Consider the following 15,629-nt stretch of genomic DNA (forward strand, 5'->3'; position numbering starts at 1 on the left):
CCCCCCCCCCACCCTGCCGCCCCGGGCCCCCCGCCACCACCCGCGGCCCCCGGGGCCCCCGCCCCGCCCCCGCCTCCCCCGGCCGCGCCGGCGGCGGGGCCCGGACCGGGTGCGCCGCCCGCGCCCGGGGCACCGCCCCCGGCGCCCGGCCCGTCGCTCCGCCCCCGCCCCTTCCCGCCGCCGCCCGTGCCGTTGCCCGCCTACCGGCGGGCGCAGCGCGCCGAACCGGCGGGAGGCCCGAGCACCGTGACCGTGATGCTCCTGATCATGGCTCCCGCGGTGTTCGGCGCCGCGATCCTGCGGCCCCGCTCCTCCCGCTAGCCCCCGGAACTCCCGCACGTCCTCAGACCCACCAGACATCCGCCGGACATCCGCCGGAACCGCCCGCCCGGAGAACACCTTGTCGGAATGGCTCGTCCTGTCCATCGCGATGGCCGCCGCCTGCGCGGTCGTCCTGACCATCGTCGTCATCAACAACCGCCGGATCGGCGACGACGACGATCCCTCCGAGACCCCCGACGTCATCGAGTACATGACGATGATGATCGGCGTGGTGTACGCCATCGTGCTGGGCCTGGCGATCGCCGGCGTGTGGGAGGGCCGCAGCGCCGCCCAGGAGAGCGTCCGCCAGGAGGCCCAGGCGCTGCACGAGGTGTCCGCCAGGGCCGAGGTCTGGCCCGCGGACGTGCGCGCCCGCATCCGCGCCGACGTGGACGCGTACGTCTCGCACGTCGTCGACACCGAGTGGCGCACCATGGCCGACCGGGGCGAGCTGACCGAGGAGGGCACCGCGCTGCTGGAGCGGGTGCGCCGCAGCGTCTCCGACTACCGGCCGGCCGACGCCCACGAGGGCGACGCCTACCAGCCGATGGTGGACCAGGTGGCGGTCGCCGACGACGCGCGCAGCGCCCGCGCCGAGAACGCGGGCGCCACCATGCCGGGAGTGGTGTGGTTCGGCCTCATCACGGGGGCGCTGATCACGGTCGGGCTGATCTTCACGCTCCAGATCCGGCGGACGTTCCGGGAGCTGCTGCTGGCGGGGCTCTTCAGCGCGCTGATCGCCTTCCTGCTGTTCCTGATCTGGGCCTTCGACGCGCCGTTCGGGCGCGGGATCTCGGCGACCCCGGACCCCTTCCTCAACCTCTTCCCGCACATCGAGGGGCTCGGGGACTGACCGGCGGCGCCGTTCCGTCGGCCGTACGGGGGACCTCGGTGCCCCATTCGCCCGTCTGGGATCGCGGTTGTGGTAAGGCGCTCTTAGCGTTTCCGGCATCGAGGTGCATATCAGACGCTTTGTGGATATCCGTTCCGCAGCTGCCCCTCGGGACCCGGAGGATTGACGATGCGCGCGATAGGTGCCGCCTCCGCCGCTCTCCTCGGAGCGGCCGCTCTCGCCCTGACCGCCCCCGCCCCGGCGGTGGCTTCCGGCAAGTACGCCCCCGGTGACTTCGCCATCAGCCCCTCGACCGTCCAGCCGGGGGGCAGGGTGGTGCTCACGGCCCCCGGCTGCTCCGGCACCGCCATGGCCTCCTCGGGCGTCTTCGACACGGTCACCATCCCGGCCGGCCGGTCGGCGACGGCCACCGTCGACTGGGACGCCCGGCGGGGCGCGGTCTACACGGTGTCCTTCACGTGCGCCGGCGGTACGCCGGGCACGGTCGACCTCAGCATCGCCCCGGCCACCAGCACTCCGACCACCAGCTCGACCGCCGTGCCGACGGTGACCACGACGCGGACGGTGACGACCACGGCGCCGAGCCAGGGCGTACGGGGCGGCGTGGGCGGCAGCATCGGCGGCCTGAACGCCGGCCAGCTCGCGGCCGGTACCGGCCTGGTGGTGGCGGCCGCCACCGGTGTCGTCTTCATGCTGCGCCGCCGTGCCGACAACCGCCGCCACTGAGCGGCGCCCCGCGGGGAGCGGCCCCCGCCCCGCACGCCCGTCGCCCCGAGTCCTGACCGACCAGGACTCGGGGCGACGGGCGTGTTCGGCCGACCGGGAGGTTCGGCCGGTCAGGCCTTTCCGCCGCTGAGGCGGCGACGGCGGGTGATGAACAGCCCGCCGCCGACGGCGGCCGTGGCGACCAGGGCGCCGCCGATGGCCATCTCGGTGGAGCTCGGCGCCATCGAGCCGCCGATGCCGCCCTGGGAGCCGCGGCCGCGGACGACCGTGAAGGTCCTGGTGACCACCATGGAGTGGTCACTGCACTTGACGGCCAGGTTGTACTGTCCCGGCGTGGCGTGGTCGTAGATGCGGGGCGTGGCGGCCGAGTGCCCCGAGGGGTTGACGGTGAGCGCCGTCTTGGGGAAGGCGTTGGACGTGACCGTGCCGCCGTGGCCGCACCCCATGGCGCTGACCGCGAGCTGGCCTCCCTGGTGCACCCGGGTCGGGGAGACCGTGACGTTGGTGGGACCGTTGTTGGCGAAGGCCACGGGGGCGCAGAGCCCGATGGCCGCGCCGGCGGTGGCGGCCACCGCGAGAGCGCGTGAAGCACGCATCGTTGAACCTCCAGTGGAAGACGCCCCGAAGCGGCGCTCCGGGAGGATTCGACGAGTACGTCTTCCACGACGAACCTTCACAAGCCGGTGTGATTACCGCATTTCGGCACTCGTCCACCCCGGTGAGCCGACACGCCGCCCACGCCCCCCACGTATCTGACGGAGCCGCAGGTCACGGACCGTCAGGGCGGCCGGGGCGGGCTCCGTACGACGATGACACGGATGGGTCATCCCCTCTGGCGCCCGCCACCCGTTCGCCCCTCTCCTGATCGCCGGTGCCGTGCGGCGCACTTAGCGTGCGTACTACGCCGCGAAGGGAGAACCATGGGCAGGGGCCTGGACCACAGTGGCTTCGAGACGAGGAGACGCTCACCGTGGGGAGCGCTGGCTCTCGTCATGCTCACCGGTCTCGCGCTGATGCGGAACGGCGTCGACGAGGAGCCCGGCCCGCCCCAGCCGGCCCCCGCCGCCGTCTCGGAGAACCGCCGCGTGGGCGCCGCGCCGGTCGCGCCGGTGGGGCTGCGGCCGCTCGCGTACGCGCCCGCCTCGCGGATCCGTATCGAGTCGATCGACGTCGACGCCCCGATCATGGACGTCGGGCTGGACCAGGCGGGCTGGATCGAGGCGCCGCCCGCCCAGGACCCCAACATGGCCGGCTGGTACCAGAACGGCATCTCACCGGGGCAGCGCGGTACCTCGGTGGTCGTCGGGCACGTCGACAACGAGGCCGGTCCGGCGGTCTTCTACGGGCTCGGCTCGCTCAAGAGGGGGGCCCACGTGGAGGTGACCCGCTTCGACGGGCGGGTGGCCGTGTTCGAGGTGTACGGCATCGAGGTCTTCTCCAAGGAGGACTTCCCCGGCGTGCGCGTCTACGGCGACACCGGGCACCCGGAGCTCCGCGTGATCACCTGCGGCGGCGGCTACTCCAAGGCCCACGGATACGACGGCAACGTCGTCGCCTTCGCGCGGCTGGTGGCGACCCGCTGAGCGGGCCGGCCGCCCGGACCGGGGGCGGCCCGCCCGGCGGGCGCCGTGCGGTGCCTCACCGGCGCGGCACGGTGAGGTGGTAGCCCGCCGCCAGCAGTTCCGGGAGGTAGGTGCGCAGGGCGGCCACGCTCTGGGAGCGGTCGCCGCCCGCGTCGTGCGAGAGGACGACGACGCCCGGCCCGGCACCGTCCAGGACCCTGCGTACGATCGGTCCCGTGCCGGGCTCCTGCCAGTCGAGCGTGTCGACCGTCCAGGCCAGCGGCTCCATGCCGAGCTCGGCGCCGATCTCGAACGAGTGCCGGTTCCAGGCGCCGTAGGGGGCGCGGTACCACAGCGGCGGGGAGCCGAGGGTGCGCTCGATGAGGTCGCTGGTGCTGCCCAGCTCGTCGCGGATGCGGGAGGGCCGGAGCCGGGGGATCAGCGGGTGGGACCAGGAGTGGTTGCCGACGACGTGCCCGTCGTCGGCCATCTCGCGCAGGAGGTCCTGGTTGACCGCCGCCATCTCGCCGCAGACGAAGAACATGGCCCGCACGCCGTACTGGCGCAGGGTGCTCAGGATGGCGGGCGTGTAGCGGGGGTCGGGCCCGTCGTCGAAGGAGAGGACCATCGACCGGCCGGCGCCGGACATCCTGAGGAAGGGCCGCTGCCGCACGGGCGGCAGGGCGCGCCGGTGGCGGGGTGGCGCGTACGCGGTCATCGGCTGGAGCCGGTAGGCGGACGGTGCGTGCGGGGGGCCCGCCGGAGCGCCGGCGTGGGGACCGGCGGCGCCGGAGGGGACGGGGGCAGGGGGGTGGGACGGGGCGGCGGGGCCGCCGGGAGGGCTGCCGGTGCGTTCCAGTGCGAACAGGCCGAACGTCGTGGTGGCCCCCAGCGCGGCCGCGATGCGCAGCACCATCCGCCGCCCGGTGGGCATTTGATCGGTTTTCATGACTGATAACTCGCATGGCCGATGCCCCGCGCCCCTGACCCACACCGTCCGGGGGGCCGATTGCACCCGATGGGACCAGCCGGCCGCCGTACGGCGAGCGGGGGCCCCGCGCGGTGTGTGTCGTCTTCCCCCGGGTCCCCGCCTGGGCCATCATGATCCGCCGTCAGCCGATGCCGTCTGCAAAGAGGTGACGCTCATGGCCCGAATCCGTGCGGGGCAGGGAATTCTGCGCCGCAAACCCATCGAACTGATCGAGGAGGGCGTCGAGGAGGAACGGCTCACCCGGACGCTGGGGCTGTGGCAGCTGACGGCCATCGGTGTCGGCGGCATCATCGGCGCGGGCATCTTCACCCTCGCCGGTACGGTCGCCAACGGGACCGCCGGTCCCGCCGTGCTCGTCTCGTTCCTCATCGCGGGCGTCGCCAGCGCCGCCGCCGCGTTCAGCTACGCCGAGTTCGCCGGGCTGATCCCCAAGGCGGGGTCGGCCTACACGTACGGGTACGCGGTCCTCGGCGAGCTGGTCGGCTGGCTGATCGGCTGGGACCTGCTGCTGGAGTACACCGCGATCGTGGCGGTCGTCGCCATCGGCATCTCCGGCTACTTCAACTTCCTGCTCGGCGAGTTCGGTGCCGAGCTGCCCGCCTGGATGCTGGGGGCCCCGGGGACCGGCGAGGGCCACCAGGTGGACCTGTTCGCCGCGGTGCTCTGCCTGCTGATCGCGTACCTGCTCACCCTGGGCATCAAGAACGCGGCGCGCTTCGAGACGGTCGTGGTGGTCCTGAAGGTGCTGGTCGTGCTGCTGGTGATCGTGGTCGGCTTCTTCCACATCACGACCGACAACTACACCCCCTTCTTCCCGTACGGGGTGGGCGGCGCGTTCACCGGTGCGGCCACCGTGTTCTTCGCGGTCTTCGGCTACGACGCCATGTCGACGGCGGCCGAGGAGTCCAAGGACGCGCAGCGCCACATGCCGAAGGCGATCCTCTACTCCCTGGCCATCTCGATGGTGCTGTACGTGCTGGCCTGCCTGGTCCTGACGGGTATGCAGAACTACACCGAGATCGACCCGGAGAGCGGCTTCTCGACCGCCTTCAAGTCGGTGGGCCTCGACGGGCTGGCGGACGTCATCGCGGTGGGCGCGATCATCGGCATCCTCACCGTGATGTTCACGTTCATGCTGGGCGTGACCCGGGTGTGGTTCTCCATGTCCAGGGACGGGCTGCTGCCGCACTGGTTCGCCAAGACGCACGCCACCCGGCACGTCCCGACCCGGGTGACCTGGATCGTCGGTGTGGCGTCGGCGCTCATCGCGGGGTTCCTGCCGATCGGCGAGGCGGCCGAGCTGACCAACATCGGCATCCTGCTGGCGTTCGTCGTGGTGTGCGTCGCGGTGATCGTGCTCCGCTACAAGCGGCCGGAGCTGCCGCGCACGTTCCGCACGCCGGGGATGCCGTTCGTGCCGGCGATCGGCGTGGTCTTCTCCATCTGGCTCATCACGTTCCTTCAGTGGCAGACGTGGGCCCGCTTCGCCGTCTGGTTCGCCCTGGGCCTGGTGGTCTACTTCGCCTACTCGTTCCGCCACTCCAACCTGGCCAGGGCCGAGGCCGAGGGCCGGCGCGCGGAAGGCCCGCCCGCGCCGTAGGTCCCGCGGCGGCGTACGTCCCGCCGGAGGGGCGCCGGAGGTGTTCCGGCGCCCCTCCCCGCGCTTCGCCCTCACGGGGCGGGGCCCGCTACTCCCCCATCACCAGGCCGTCCTTGGCGGCGCCTCGGCTGAGGGCCACCTGCCGGATGCGGTCGCGCACGGCGGTGAGGTTCTCGCCCGACCGGATCGCGGCGTTGAGGTTGGTCACCCGGCCCGTGCCGGTGTTGAACCACTGCGGCAGGAACTCCGCCTTCGCCACCTTCCACCGGGCGCCGGGTCCGGCGGGCGGGGCGAAGGTGAAGCGGCCGATCGTGCCCTGGTTGCCGCGCGGGTCGAAGGCGCCGCTGTGGTTGATCATGTCGCCGGCGATCTGGTCGCCCATGCCGTAGACGATCCAGGTCCCGTTGACCTTCTCGTACGCCTGCGGCACATGGGCGTGGGTGCCGATGATCAGGTCGATGTCGGGGCGGCCGCCGGTGGCGGCGGCGGTGAGGCTCCGGCCGAGGTCCAGCTGCTGCTTGTCCGGGGCGGTCTGCCACTCGGTGCCCCAGTGCAGGCTCACCACCACGACGTCGGCGCCGGCCGTACGGGCCGCCCGCGCGTCGGTGAGGATCCGGTTCTCGTCGATGAGGTTGACGGCCCACGGCCGCCCCTCGGGCAGCGGGATGCCGTTGGTGCCGTAGGTGTACGCCAGGTGAGCCACCTTGGCGCCGCCCACCGGGAGCAGCGTGGGGCGGGCCGCCTCCTCGGCCGTGCGGGCGGAGCCGGCGTGGCGGATGCCCGCCTTGTCGAGGGCGTCCAAAGTGCGGCCGAGGCCGGCGGCGCCGTCGTCCAGGGTGTGGTTGGAGGCGGTGGAGCAGGCGTCGTAGCCGGTGGCGGCCAGCGCGGTGGCGACCTCGGGCGGCGACTTGAAGGACGGGTAGCCGGTGTAGGGCCCGCCGTCCTTGCCGTACACCGTCTCCATGTGGCAGATGGCGAGGTCGGCCCGGGAGACGACGGGCTTGACGCCCGCGAGCATGGGGCGGAAGTCGTACCCGGTGCCGCCCGCGTCCGCCTGGGCCTGCCGGATGATCGAGGCGTGCGGCAGGACGTCGCCGCTGGCCACGAGGGTGAACCCGCGGTCGGGGGCGGCGGCCGGCCCGCCCGCCGACGAGGGCGCGGTGCGGGCGGCCCCGAGCGGGCGGTCGGCCGTGGCGGCGGCGGTGGTGGGCGTCCCGGTGCGCGGGCCGGCGCAGCCCGCCGTCGCGGCGAGGAGCACGGTGGCCGCCGCCACCGTCGTCCGTCGCATGGGTGTGGTGGTCATCAGCCGTGCTCCGTAGGGCTCGGGGTGCTGGGGAGAGGCGGGTGCTCGCCTGGATCCCTACGGGAAATGAGGATCAGCCAATCCTTAAATACGCAAAATCATACAAACGCATTGATATCGGGCCTCCCGTCCCGGCCGACCGTTCGCCGCACCATTCGCCGCTCGGTGTGACCGCTCGTCGCACACCGCGGTGCGGCGCCTGTCCCCGCGGGCCGGGATGCGTTCGTATACGCGTCGAGGTGCGAGTACGGCGCGGAAGGGTGTGAACGATGACGGCGGCCACCACGGACGAGCGGGCCCTGGAGGAGCTCCAGCGGGAACACGGCCCGGCGCTGCTGGGCTTCCTGCTCGGCCTGACGTACGGCGACAGACAGCGTGCCGAGGACCTGCTGCAGGAGACGCTGGTACGCGCCTGGCAGCACCCCGAGGCGTTCGAGGCCCCCTACGAGTCGATGCGCCCGTGGCTCTTCACGGTCGGCAGGCGGCTGGCTATCGACGCGCGCCGCTCCCGGATGGCCCGCCCCGCCGAGATCGGCGACTGCGTGCTGGCCGGCACCCCCGACCCCTCGGACGTCACCGAGACCGCCGTCGCCGCCCTGGACGTACGGGCCGCGGTGCGGGAGCTGAGCCCCGAGCACCGGGCCGTGCTGGTGCGGATCTACTTCGACGGACTCTCCGTGAAGGAGGCCGCGGCGGAGCTGGGCATACCGGCCGGGACGGTCAAGTCGCGGTCGCACTACGCACTGCGGGCGCTCGGCAGGGGCCTGCCGGGGTACAGCAGGTCGCTCTCCGGCTCGCTGCCGGGCTGACCCCTCCCACCCCACCACCCACTCCGGGCACCTCGCCGCACGCGTGTCACGGCCCCGGCCGGAATGTAGGCGAAACCACACCGCCGAGTTGAGCAAAGAGCGGCCGCGGGCCGTGCCTCACGGTAGAGGCTCGTCGTCGAGGACCACACGCACGCGCAGGACGTCCGGGAGAAGGTGGGAACGTTGCGGCCCGAGAGCACGAACGGCACCGGCGGGGGCGGGGGGCTGGCCGTCCCGATGGCCTGGCTGTGTGCCGAGTACATCGCCGACGAACTGCTGAGAGCCGGCGGCCTGGTCGAACCCGGCTCGCTGGAGTACCAGGCGGGCCGCCGGACACTGGCGCTCACCGTCTACCTGGGCGACGGCACCGACCCCGCCAACGGCCCGGGCGGCCAGGAGCGGCTGGACGAGTGGCTGACCCGCACCGAGTACGGCCACCCCTGGGAGGAGTGGGTACGCGAACGGCTGGCCGCCCGCCGGGAGCGCGACGGCGACGAGGACGAGGGCCTCGCCCTGGCGCGGGAGACCTGGCGGCGGCTGGAGGGCACCCACCTGCTCGCCACCGACCTGGGCGCCCTGTCGGCCGGGCCGGCCGCCACCGGGTTCACGGTCGACGAGTCGGAGGCGGTGTGGCTGCCGTCCTGGCGCCTCGGCCTCCCGCTCGGGCACCTGGCCCTCCGGCTGTTCTGAGCCTCCCGCGCGCGGCGCGGCGCAACGGGACGGCCCGGCCGGAGGACGCCGCCGGGCGGCGGTCGGGCGGCCGGCTCAGTGCGGCTGGACAGGGCGCGCCCGCACCCGGACCGGAAGGTCCTGGTGGCCGCTGCTGGCCAGCATCCGCACCTCGCCCCGGTCACTGATCTCCGCCAGCACGATGCCGGTGTCGTCGGAGTACACCGGGTGGCCCCCGGCTCCGCTGCGCTCGGTGCGGTGCACCAGCACGACGTCCTCCTGCCCGAAGTCCAGCTCGTAGTGATCGTGGATGCGCATGACTGCCTCCCGTGAGCGTTCGCCGCCACGCACCCGCGTCCCCATACCGGGACAATTCATTCACGAACGGACGTCGGTGGATCGCGGTGGACACCCGCGTGATACTTGGGGATACGCACCGTGACCTTCATCCCCGCGCCGGCACCCGTCTCGGCGACGAGGCCGTAGTCGTCCCCGTACACCTGGCGCAGCCGTTCGTCGACGTTGGACAGGCCGATGCCGGACCCCGGGGCGCGCTCCCCCGACAGCACGGCGCGCAGGACGTCCGGGTCCATGCCGACCCCGTCGTCCTCGATGGTGACGACCGCCTCGGCGCCCGCGTCCTCCGCCGCGATCGTCACCCGGCAGGTGGTGCGGGAGTCCTCCAGACCGTGCTTGACCGCGTTCTCGACCAGCGGCTGGAGGCAGAGGAACGGCAGCGTCACCGGCAGCACCTCGGGCGCGACCTGGAGCCTGACCCGCAGGCGGTCCCCGAAGCGCGCGCCCGCCAGCGCCAGGTACTGCTCGATGGAGCGCAGCTCGTCGGCGAGCTGGGTGAACTCGCCGTGCCGCCGGAAGGAGTACCGGGTGAAGTCGGCGAACTCCAGCAGCAGTTCGCGGGCCCGCTCCGGATCCGTGCGGACGAAGGAGGCGATGGCCGCGAGGGAGTTGAAGATGAAGTGCGGGGAGATCTGCGCGCGCAGGGCCCGGATCTCGGCCTCGATCAGCCGGGTGCGCGACCTGTCCAGCTCCGCCAGCTCCAGCTGCACCGACACCCAGCGGGCCACCTCCGTCGCCGCCCGCGCCAGCACCGCCGACTCGCGCGAGCCGTACGCGACGAGGGCGCCCAGCACGCCCTCCTCGCCGGTCAGCGGCGCGACCACCGCCCAGCGCAGCGGGCAGTCCGGCTCGTCGCACGCGGCGCGCACGCTCTGGCCCCGCCCGGAGCCGAGCACCTCGGCGACCCGCTCCATCACCTGGCCCCGGTGGTGGTCGCCGCCGGGACCGTCCCAGGCGAGGACGGCCGTCCGGTCGGTCAGGCACAGCGCCTCCGTCCCGAGCAGGGACCGCAGCCGGCGGGCCGCCTTGCGGGCGGTGTCCTCGGTCAGCCCGGCGCGCAGCGGCGGAGCGGCGAGGGACGCGGTGTGCAGGGTGTGGAAGGTGGCGCGCTCGACGGGGGTGCCCAGGTCCAGGACGTCCTTGCCGGCCCGCCGTGCGGTGAGCCGGCCGAGCGCGAACCCGGCGGCGAGGAGCACCGCCGCCGCCGCGGCCAGGGCGGCGAGGAGGACACCGCTCGCGCCGCTCACCGGCCGGCGCCTTCCGGCTGCCCCGGCCGGGGGCGGCCGACCAGGCCCTCGGGCAGGTGCAGCCGGGCCAGGATCGCCGGGGTGCCCGCCGGTACGCGGCGGGGCGTGGCCAGCGACACCGCCACCATGGTGAGGAAGCCGAGCGGCACGGACCAGACGGCGGGCCACGCCATCAGGGTGTGCGGCCACCCCTCCGGTGCGAGGCCCGCACGGGTCGCCATCACGGCGGTGAGCGCCGCCCCGCCGCCCGCCACCAGGCCGGCCATCGCGCCGGGCGGGGTGAGCCGGCGCCACCATATGCCCAGCACCAGCAGCGGGCAGAACGACGACGCCGACACGGCGAACGCCAGGCCCACGGCGTCGGCCACCGGCACGTTCGTGGCCACCAGGCTGACGGCCAGCGGCACCGCCACGGCGAGCACGGTCGCCAGCCGGAAGTGCCGCACCCCCCGGGAGGGCAGCACGTCCTGGCTGAGCACCCCCGCGACCGACATGGTCAGCCCCGACGCCGTCGACAGGAACGCGGCGAACGCCCCGCCCGCGAGCAGCGCGCCCAGCAGCTCACCGGCCGTACCGCCCACCACCCGGTCGGGCAGGACGAGCACGGCGGCGTCGGCCGCACCGGTCAGGGTCAGCTCGGGCGCGTAGATCCGGCCCAGCGCGCCGTACACCGGCGGCAGCAGGTAGAAGGCGCCCACCAGGCCGAGGACGACCAGCGTGGTGCGGCGTGCGGTGCGGCCGTCGGGGCTGGTGTAGAAGCGGACGGCGACGTGCGGCAGCCCCATGGTGCCGAGGAACGTGGCGAGGATCAGCCCGTAGGTGGCGTACAGCCGATGGCCGTCCCGGCCGTCCGCCAGCGGCTGCGACCAGCTCCGGGGGTCCCCCCGGCCGGCCGCCGGGGAGGGGTCGCCGCCGGTGGCGGCCCGCTCGGGGACGTGCGCTCCGGCGGGGAAGCCCAGCGTCGTCCCGGCCTCGACCAGGTGGCCGCCCTCGGTGAGGGTGACGCGGTCCCCGTCGTACGCGGTGGAGTCGACGCGCCCCGACACGGTCACGGTCAGCGGCGCGTCGACGTCGACGCGCACGGTGTCGTCGATCGTCACGGCGGTGTGCTCCCGGAAGACGGCGGGCGCGTCGAACCGGGCGCGCGGCGCGTCGTCCCCCCACCACGCGGTGACCAGGAACAGGACGGGCACCAGCAGGGCGGTGAGCTTCAGCCAGTACTGGAAGGCCTGGACGAAGGTGATGCTGCGCATCCCGCCGGCGGCGACCGCGCCCGTCACCACCACGGCGACGACCAGCCCGCCGACCCAGCCGGGCGCGCCGGTGAGGATCTCCAGCGTCAGGCCCGCGCCCTGGAGCTGCGGCAGCAGGTACAGCCAGCCGACGCCGACGACGAACAGGCTGGCCAGCCTGCGTGCCTGCGGCGACTCCAGGCGGGCCTCGGCGAAGTCGGAGAGCGTGTACGCGCCGGAGCGGCGCAGCGGGGCGGCGACCAGGACCAGCAGGACGAGGTACCCGGCGGTGTAGCCGACCGGGTACCAGAGCATGTCGGGCCCCTGGAGGAGGACGAGTCCGGCGATGCCCAGGAAGGAGGCGGCGGACAGGTACTCGCCGCTGATGGCGGCGGCGTTGAGCCCGGGGCCCACGGTGCGGGACGCGACGTAGAAGTCGGAGGTGGTACGGGAGATGCGCAGCCCGAGCGCGCCGATGAGCACGGTCGCCAGGACGACGGCGGTGACGGCGGCCACCGCGTAGGTCTGGTTCACGTCCGGTCCATCCCGGCTCAGCGGCCTTCCACCAGGCCGGTGAAGTCGCTCTCGTTGCGCTCGGCGCGGCGCACGTACCAGCGGGCGATCAGCCAGATGACGGGGTACGCGCCGACTCCGAGGGCGGCCCACACGAAGGGCCGGGCGGTGCCGTGGCCCAGCGCGGTGGGCAGCGCGAACAGCAGCGGCAGCGAGCCGACGAGCAGCGCGAGGCCGGCGAGCGCGTAGAGCGCGGCGCGCAGCTGGCTGCGCATCAGGGAGCGTACGTAGGTGTGGCCGAGGGTGGTCTGCTCGCTGATCTCGGAGCGGGCGGGCGCGTGACCGGGCGGGCGGCGGGCGGAGCGCGGCACCCCGGTGACCGTCTCGCGGCGGGGGCGGCGCGCGGGCGTGTGCTCTGCGGGCATCGGCGTCCGTGGGTGGTTCTGGCGGGGGCGGGCTGGTCCGGTTGGTGGAGTCTACGCAGAAGCCATAACCGAAGGTAGACCCCTGTTCCGGCGGGCTGCCCGGACGCCGCTGGGCGGCCCGCGGCACGGGGTGGGGCGAGGCGGGGCGGTGCGGGACGGGCGGTGCGGGACGGGCAGGGCGGTGCGGGCGGTGGCGCAGGGCCCGGCGGGACGTCAGGCGCCGGGCCTGGTCCGGGGGGTGGTGTCGGCGAGGGCGATCTCCAGCTCGACGTAGGACTCCTCCGCCCGGCGGAACGCCGTTTCCAGGGCGGTGGCCGTGCGGGGGCCGACCAGGCCGTGCGTGGACTCCTGGACCTCGTACAGCACGTCCGCCCAGCGGCCGGCGGCGCTCCGGACGCGGGCGAGCAGGGCCCGCGCCTCCTGCGGCCCGGCCGGCCGGAGGTCCGGCAGCGCGCGCAGCTCGGCCAGCAGCGCCTCGATCTCCGCGGTCACGCCCCGCCCCTCCCCGTACCCGGTCTGCGGTACTCCGTCCGGTGATCAAGGGTAGGCGCCGCGCGGCCGCCACCGCCGGGAACCGGCGCACCCGTCGCCGAGCGGGCCCCGCCGCGCGTCGAACGGCGGTCAGCCGCGTGCCTGCCGCATCAGCAGGTCGCGCAACTGGCGCGCGTGCCGGCGGCTGACGGCGAGCTCGGCGCTGCCCACCCGGACGGTCGTCGTCCCGGCGTCCAGGCGCAGTTCGTCGATGCGGCGCAGCGCGACGAGGTGACTGCGGTGGATGCGCACGAAGCCGCGCGCCGCCCACCGCTCCTCCAGCGTGGACAGCGGGATGCGCACCAGGTGGCTGCCGGTGTCGGTGTGCAGCCGCGCGTAGTCGCCCTGGGCCTCGACGTACGCGATGTCGTCGACGCTCACGAACCGGGTCACGCCGCCCAGTTCGACCGGGATCTGCTCCGGCACCTGGGGCACGATCGCCGGTTCGGCGAGTTCGCGGACGCGGCGCACCGCCTCGGCCAGCCGCTCCCTGCGGACCGGCTTCAGGACGTAGTCGACGGCCTTGAGGTCGAACGCCTGGAGCGCGAACCCCTCGTGCGCGGTGACGAACACGATCAGCGGCGGCCTGGCGAACCCGGCTATCAGGCGCGCGATGTCGAGCCCGGTGAGACCGGCCATGTGGATGTCGAGGAAGACGACGTCGATGGCGTCCTCGCCGTCGGGTCCGGCCTCCAGGGCCCGCCCGATGCGGCGCAGCGCCTCCGTGGCGTCGGTGGCGCCCTCCGCGCTGCGCACCCGCGGATCGGAGCGCAGGAGGTACAGCAGCTCCTCCAGAGCGGGCTTCTCGTCGTCGACGGCCAGTACGCGCACCATGGTGCGGAGTGTAGGCGTGGGGCGATTGAGCGAGGAACGGCTCGGATGCGTACTCCTTGGCGCAAGGCTTCAGTGAAGCACACGGCACACGGACGCGTACGCGGGAATGAGGCACCCCCATGAGTCTGCGGGAGCGGCATCACGATGTCGCCGCCTATGCGCTGGGCGTGCTGGAACCGGCGGACGCCCTCGCGTGCGAGGAGCACCTCGCACGGTGCGCGGTCTGCACGGCCGGGCTCGTGGACTTCGCGTTCACCGCCTCGGCGCTCGCCCAGCTGGCGGGCCGCGAACCGCTGCGGCCCACGGGGGCGTCACGGGGCCAGGCGGCCGCGGGGGGCACGTCGGGACGCCGCAGGGCGCGCCGGCCGCGGCGGCTGCCGGCGCGGCGGTGGCGGTCCGGGGTCGTCGGGGTGGCCGCGGCGCTGGCCGTCGCGGTGCCGGGCGCCGTCCTGCTGACCGGACAGGGCGCGGACGCCGGGGACCCGGGGGTGCGGCGGGTCGCGGCGACGGACACGGCGACCGGGGCGTCGGCGTCGGTGTCACTGCGGGAGCGGGAGTGGGGCACGGAGGTGGCGCTGCGGGTGGCCGGGGTGAAGGGGCCGCACGTGTGCGAGCTGTTCGTGGTCGGTACGGACGGCCGGTCGTGGCCGGTCATGACGTGGGCGACGGATCCGGGCGACGAGCCCTTCATGGAGGGCGGCATCGCGATGCCGATCGGTGAGATCGAGCGGCTGGAGGTGCGGACCGTGGAGGGCGAGCGGCTGGTGTCGGTGCGGCCCTGAGGCGCCGGGCTACTTCAGCAGGCGGGACAGGCGCCGGTCGGCGAGGGGCTTGCCGCCGGTCTGGCAGGTGGGGCAGTACTGGAGCGACGAGTCGCTGAACGACACCTCCCGGATGGTGTCGCCGCAGACGGGGCACGGTTCCCCGGTACGGCCGTGGACGCGCAGCCCGCTCTTCTTCTCGGCCTTCAGGCGGCCGGCCGCCAGACCGTGCGAGCGCTCCACGGCCTCGGCGAGGGTGCCGCGCATGGCTTCGTACAGCGTGGTCACCTCGTCGTCGCCGAGGTTGCGCACCGGTTTGAAGGGGGACATGCGGGCGGCGTGCAGGATCTCGTCGCTGTAGGCGTTGCCGATGCCCGCGATGAGGCTCTGGTCGCGCAGGGCGCCCTTGACCTGGCGCCGTTCCCCCGCGAGGAGGGCGGCGAACGCCTCCCGGTCGAAGCCGTCGGCGAGCGGGTCCGGGCCCAGGCGCGCGACGCCCGGCACGTCGGCGGGGTCGTGGACGAGGTGCACGGCGAGGCGCTTGGTGGTGCCCGCCTCGGTGAGGTCGAAGCCGTCGCCGCCGGTGAGCGCCACGCGCAGGGCGAGCGGGCCCTTGCCGGGCCGGGGCGGCCCGGAGGGCAGGACGTCCCGCCACTGGAGCCAGCCGGCCCGGGCGAGGTGGACCAGCAGGTGGAGCCCGCCCGCCTCGATGTCGAGGAACTTGCCGTGCCGGCCGACGGCGGTGACGGTGGTGCCGTCGAGCGCGGACAGCGGCGGGTCGTACGTCTTGAGGACACTGATCGCGACGGGCAGGGCGCGGGCGATCTCCTTGCCCACGAGGTTCTCGTCGAGGAACTCTCGCAGGGCTTCGACCTCGGGCAGTTCGGGCATGGTT

At 74.2% G+C, this 15,629-nt stretch carries 18 protein-coding genes; 8 read left to right on the forward strand and 10 right to left on the reverse strand.

Annotated elements, in window-relative coordinates:
- Window positions 1-186 precede the first annotated feature (186 nt).
- From A4V12_RS39460 to A4V12_RS11675, 3 genes are all read left to right on the forward strand, one after another.
- Window positions 187-321 carry a hypothetical protein gene (locus tag A4V12_RS39460; RefSeq protein WP_267893188.1) on the forward strand — a complete coding sequence of 45 codons (135 nt, stop codon included), beginning with the start codon at window positions 187-189 and terminating at the stop codon, window positions 319-321.
- Between the two features lie 79 nt (window positions 322-400).
- A complete protein-coding gene (locus A4V12_RS11670) occupies window positions 401-1,174 on the forward strand; it encodes a DUF4239 domain-containing protein (protein ID WP_064069230.1) in 774 nt (257 codons plus the stop codon).
- Window positions 1,175-1,342: 168 nt separating this feature from the next.
- Window positions 1,343-1,900 carry a hypothetical protein gene (locus tag A4V12_RS11675; RefSeq protein ID WP_064069231.1) on the forward strand — a complete coding sequence of 186 codons (558 nt, stop codon included), beginning with the start codon at window positions 1,343-1,345 and terminating at the stop codon, window positions 1,898-1,900.
- 110 nt (window positions 1,901-2,010) lie between these two features.
- Here the strand turns inward: A4V12_RS11675 and A4V12_RS11680 are convergent, their stop codons facing one another.
- Window positions 2,011-2,496, reverse strand: a complete 486-nt coding sequence (locus tag A4V12_RS11680; RefSeq protein ID WP_064069232.1) for a hypothetical protein — start codon at window positions 2,494-2,496, stop codon at window positions 2,011-2,013.
- Between the two features lie 324 nt (window positions 2,497-2,820).
- On the opposite strand from A4V12_RS11680, the gene A4V12_RS11685 reads away from it, so the two are divergent.
- Window positions 2,821-3,483 (forward strand): class F sortase, encoded by a 663-nt coding sequence (locus tag A4V12_RS11685; RefSeq protein WP_064069233.1) that lies wholly within the window; start codon window positions 2,821-2,823, stop codon window positions 3,481-3,483.
- 55 nt (window positions 3,484-3,538) lie between these two features.
- On the opposite strand, the gene A4V12_RS11690 is transcribed toward A4V12_RS11685, so the two are convergent.
- Complete coding sequence (locus A4V12_RS11690) at window positions 3,539-4,411, reverse strand: polysaccharide deacetylase family protein (RefSeq protein WP_064069234.1); 873 nt, start codon at window positions 4,409-4,411, stop codon at window positions 3,539-3,541.
- Between the two features lie 196 nt (window positions 4,412-4,607).
- Between A4V12_RS11690 and A4V12_RS11695 the strand changes: the two genes are divergently transcribed.
- The gene (locus A4V12_RS11695) at window positions 4,608-6,053 is read left to right on the forward strand and encodes an amino acid permease (protein WP_064069235.1); all 1,446 of its coding nucleotides are present in this window, start codon (window positions 4,608-4,610) and stop codon (window positions 6,051-6,053) included.
- A gap of 88 nt (window positions 6,054-6,141) precedes the next feature.
- Here A4V12_RS11695 and A4V12_RS11700 read toward each other — a convergent pair whose 3' ends face one another.
- Window positions 6,142-7,356 (reverse strand): CapA family protein, encoded by a 1,215-nt coding sequence (locus A4V12_RS11700; protein WP_064069236.1) that lies wholly within the window; start codon window positions 7,354-7,356, stop codon window positions 6,142-6,144.
- A 269-nt stretch (window positions 7,357-7,625) separates the two neighbouring features.
- On the opposite strand from A4V12_RS11700, the gene A4V12_RS11705 reads away from it, so the two are divergent.
- Window positions 7,626-8,165, forward strand: a complete 540-nt coding sequence (locus tag A4V12_RS11705) for a sigma-70 family RNA polymerase sigma factor (RefSeq protein ID WP_064069237.1) — start codon at window positions 7,626-7,628, stop codon at window positions 8,163-8,165.
- Window positions 8,166-8,348: 183 nt separating this feature from the next.
- Window positions 8,349-8,855 carry a hypothetical protein gene (locus A4V12_RS11710; RefSeq protein WP_064069238.1) on the forward strand — a complete coding sequence of 169 codons (507 nt, stop codon included), beginning with the start codon at window positions 8,349-8,351 and terminating at the stop codon, window positions 8,853-8,855.
- 75 nt (window positions 8,856-8,930) lie between these two features.
- Here A4V12_RS11710 and A4V12_RS11715 read toward each other — a convergent pair whose 3' ends face one another.
- The 6 genes from A4V12_RS11715 to A4V12_RS11740 all read right to left on the reverse strand — a co-directional run bounded on the left by A4V12_RS11715 (window position 8,931) and on the right by A4V12_RS11740 (window position 13,973).
- A complete protein-coding gene (locus tag A4V12_RS11715) occupies window positions 8,931-9,152 on the reverse strand; it encodes a DUF6296 family protein (protein ID WP_064069239.1) in 222 nt (73 codons plus the stop codon).
- Between the two features lie 56 nt (window positions 9,153-9,208).
- Window positions 9,209-10,438, reverse strand: coding sequence for a histidine kinase (locus A4V12_RS11720; protein ID WP_064069240.1), 1,230 nt, complete (start codon window positions 10,436-10,438; stop codon window positions 9,209-9,211).
- Window positions 10,435-12,204 (reverse strand): cation acetate symporter, encoded by a 1,770-nt coding sequence (locus A4V12_RS11725; protein WP_064069241.1) that lies wholly within the window; start codon window positions 12,202-12,204, stop codon window positions 10,435-10,437. Before A4V12_RS11725 ends, A4V12_RS11720 begins: the two co-directional genes overlap by 4 nt.
- Window positions 12,205-12,221: 17 nt before the next feature.
- On the reverse strand, window positions 12,222-12,608 hold the full coding sequence (locus tag A4V12_RS11730) for a hypothetical protein (RefSeq protein WP_064069242.1): 387 nt from the start codon (window positions 12,606-12,608) through the stop codon (window positions 12,222-12,224).
- Window positions 12,609-12,821: 213 nt separating this feature from the next.
- On the reverse strand, window positions 12,822-13,100 hold the full coding sequence (locus A4V12_RS11735) for a hypothetical protein (RefSeq protein WP_064069243.1): 279 nt from the start codon (window positions 13,098-13,100) through the stop codon (window positions 12,822-12,824).
- 129 nt (window positions 13,101-13,229) lie between these two features.
- Window positions 13,230-13,973 carry a LytR/AlgR family response regulator transcription factor gene (locus A4V12_RS11740; protein WP_064069244.1) on the reverse strand — a complete coding sequence of 248 codons (744 nt, stop codon included), beginning with the start codon at window positions 13,971-13,973 and terminating at the stop codon, window positions 13,230-13,232.
- Window positions 13,974-14,092: 119 nt separating this feature from the next.
- Between A4V12_RS11740 and A4V12_RS11745 the strand changes: the two genes are divergently transcribed.
- Window positions 14,093-14,755, forward strand: a complete 663-nt coding sequence (locus A4V12_RS11745) for a zf-HC2 domain-containing protein (protein ID WP_064069245.1) — start codon at window positions 14,093-14,095, stop codon at window positions 14,753-14,755.
- A 9-nt stretch (window positions 14,756-14,764) separates the two neighbouring features.
- On the opposite strand, the gene A4V12_RS11750 is transcribed toward A4V12_RS11745, so the two are convergent.
- The gene (locus A4V12_RS11750) at window positions 14,765-15,625 is read right to left on the reverse strand and encodes an Fpg/Nei family DNA glycosylase (RefSeq protein WP_064069246.1); all 861 of its coding nucleotides are present in this window, start codon (window positions 15,623-15,625) and stop codon (window positions 14,765-14,767) included.
- Between the last annotated feature and the right edge of the window lie 4 nt (window positions 15,626-15,629).

Source organism: Streptomyces noursei (assembly GCF_001646665.1).
In the GTDB taxonomy this organism is placed as follows: Bacteria; Actinomycetota; Actinomycetes; order Streptomycetales; family Streptomycetaceae; genus Streptomyces; species Streptomyces lavendulocolor.

Bases quoted from the DNA above. Each gene is read 5' to 3' on its own strand.
- A4V12_RS11675 (WP_064069231.1), top strand. From the start codon at position 1,343: ATGCGCGCGATAGGTGCCGCCTCCGCCGCTCTCCTCGGAGCGGCCGCT.
- A4V12_RS11680 (WP_064069232.1), bottom strand. From the start codon at position 2,496: ATGCGTGCTTCACGCGCTCTCGCGGTGGCCGCCACCGCCGGCGCGGCC.
- A4V12_RS11685 (WP_064069233.1), top strand. From the start codon at position 2,821: ATGGGCAGGGGCCTGGACCACAGTGGCTTCGAGACGAGGAGACGCTCA.
- A4V12_RS11690 (WP_064069234.1), bottom strand. From the start codon at position 4,411: ATGAAAACCGATCAAATGCCCACCGGGCGGCGGATGGTGCTGCGCATC.
- A4V12_RS11695 (WP_064069235.1), top strand. From the start codon at position 4,608: ATGGCCCGAATCCGTGCGGGGCAGGGAATTCTGCGCCGCAAACCCATC.
- A4V12_RS11700 (WP_064069236.1), bottom strand. From the start codon at position 7,356: ATGACCACCACACCCATGCGACGGACGACGGTGGCGGCGGCCACCGTG.
- A4V12_RS11705 (WP_064069237.1), top strand. From the start codon at position 7,626: ATGACGGCGGCCACCACGGACGAGCGGGCCCTGGAGGAGCTCCAGCGG.
- A4V12_RS11715 (WP_064069239.1), bottom strand. From the start codon at position 9,152: ATGCGCATCCACGATCACTACGAGCTGGACTTCGGGCAGGAGGACGTC.
- A4V12_RS11730 (WP_064069242.1), bottom strand. From the start codon at position 12,608: ATGCCCGCAGAGCACACGCCCGCGCGCCGCCCCCGCCGCGAGACGGTC.
- A4V12_RS11740 (WP_064069244.1), bottom strand. From the start codon at position 13,973: ATGGTGCGCGTACTGGCCGTCGACGACGAGAAGCCCGCTCTGGAGGAG.
- A4V12_RS11745 (WP_064069245.1), top strand. From the start codon at position 14,093: ATGAGTCTGCGGGAGCGGCATCACGATGTCGCCGCCTATGCGCTGGGC.
- A4V12_RS11750 (WP_064069246.1), bottom strand. From the start codon at position 15,625: ATGCCCGAACTGCCCGAGGTCGAAGCCCTGCGAGAGTTCCTCGACGAG.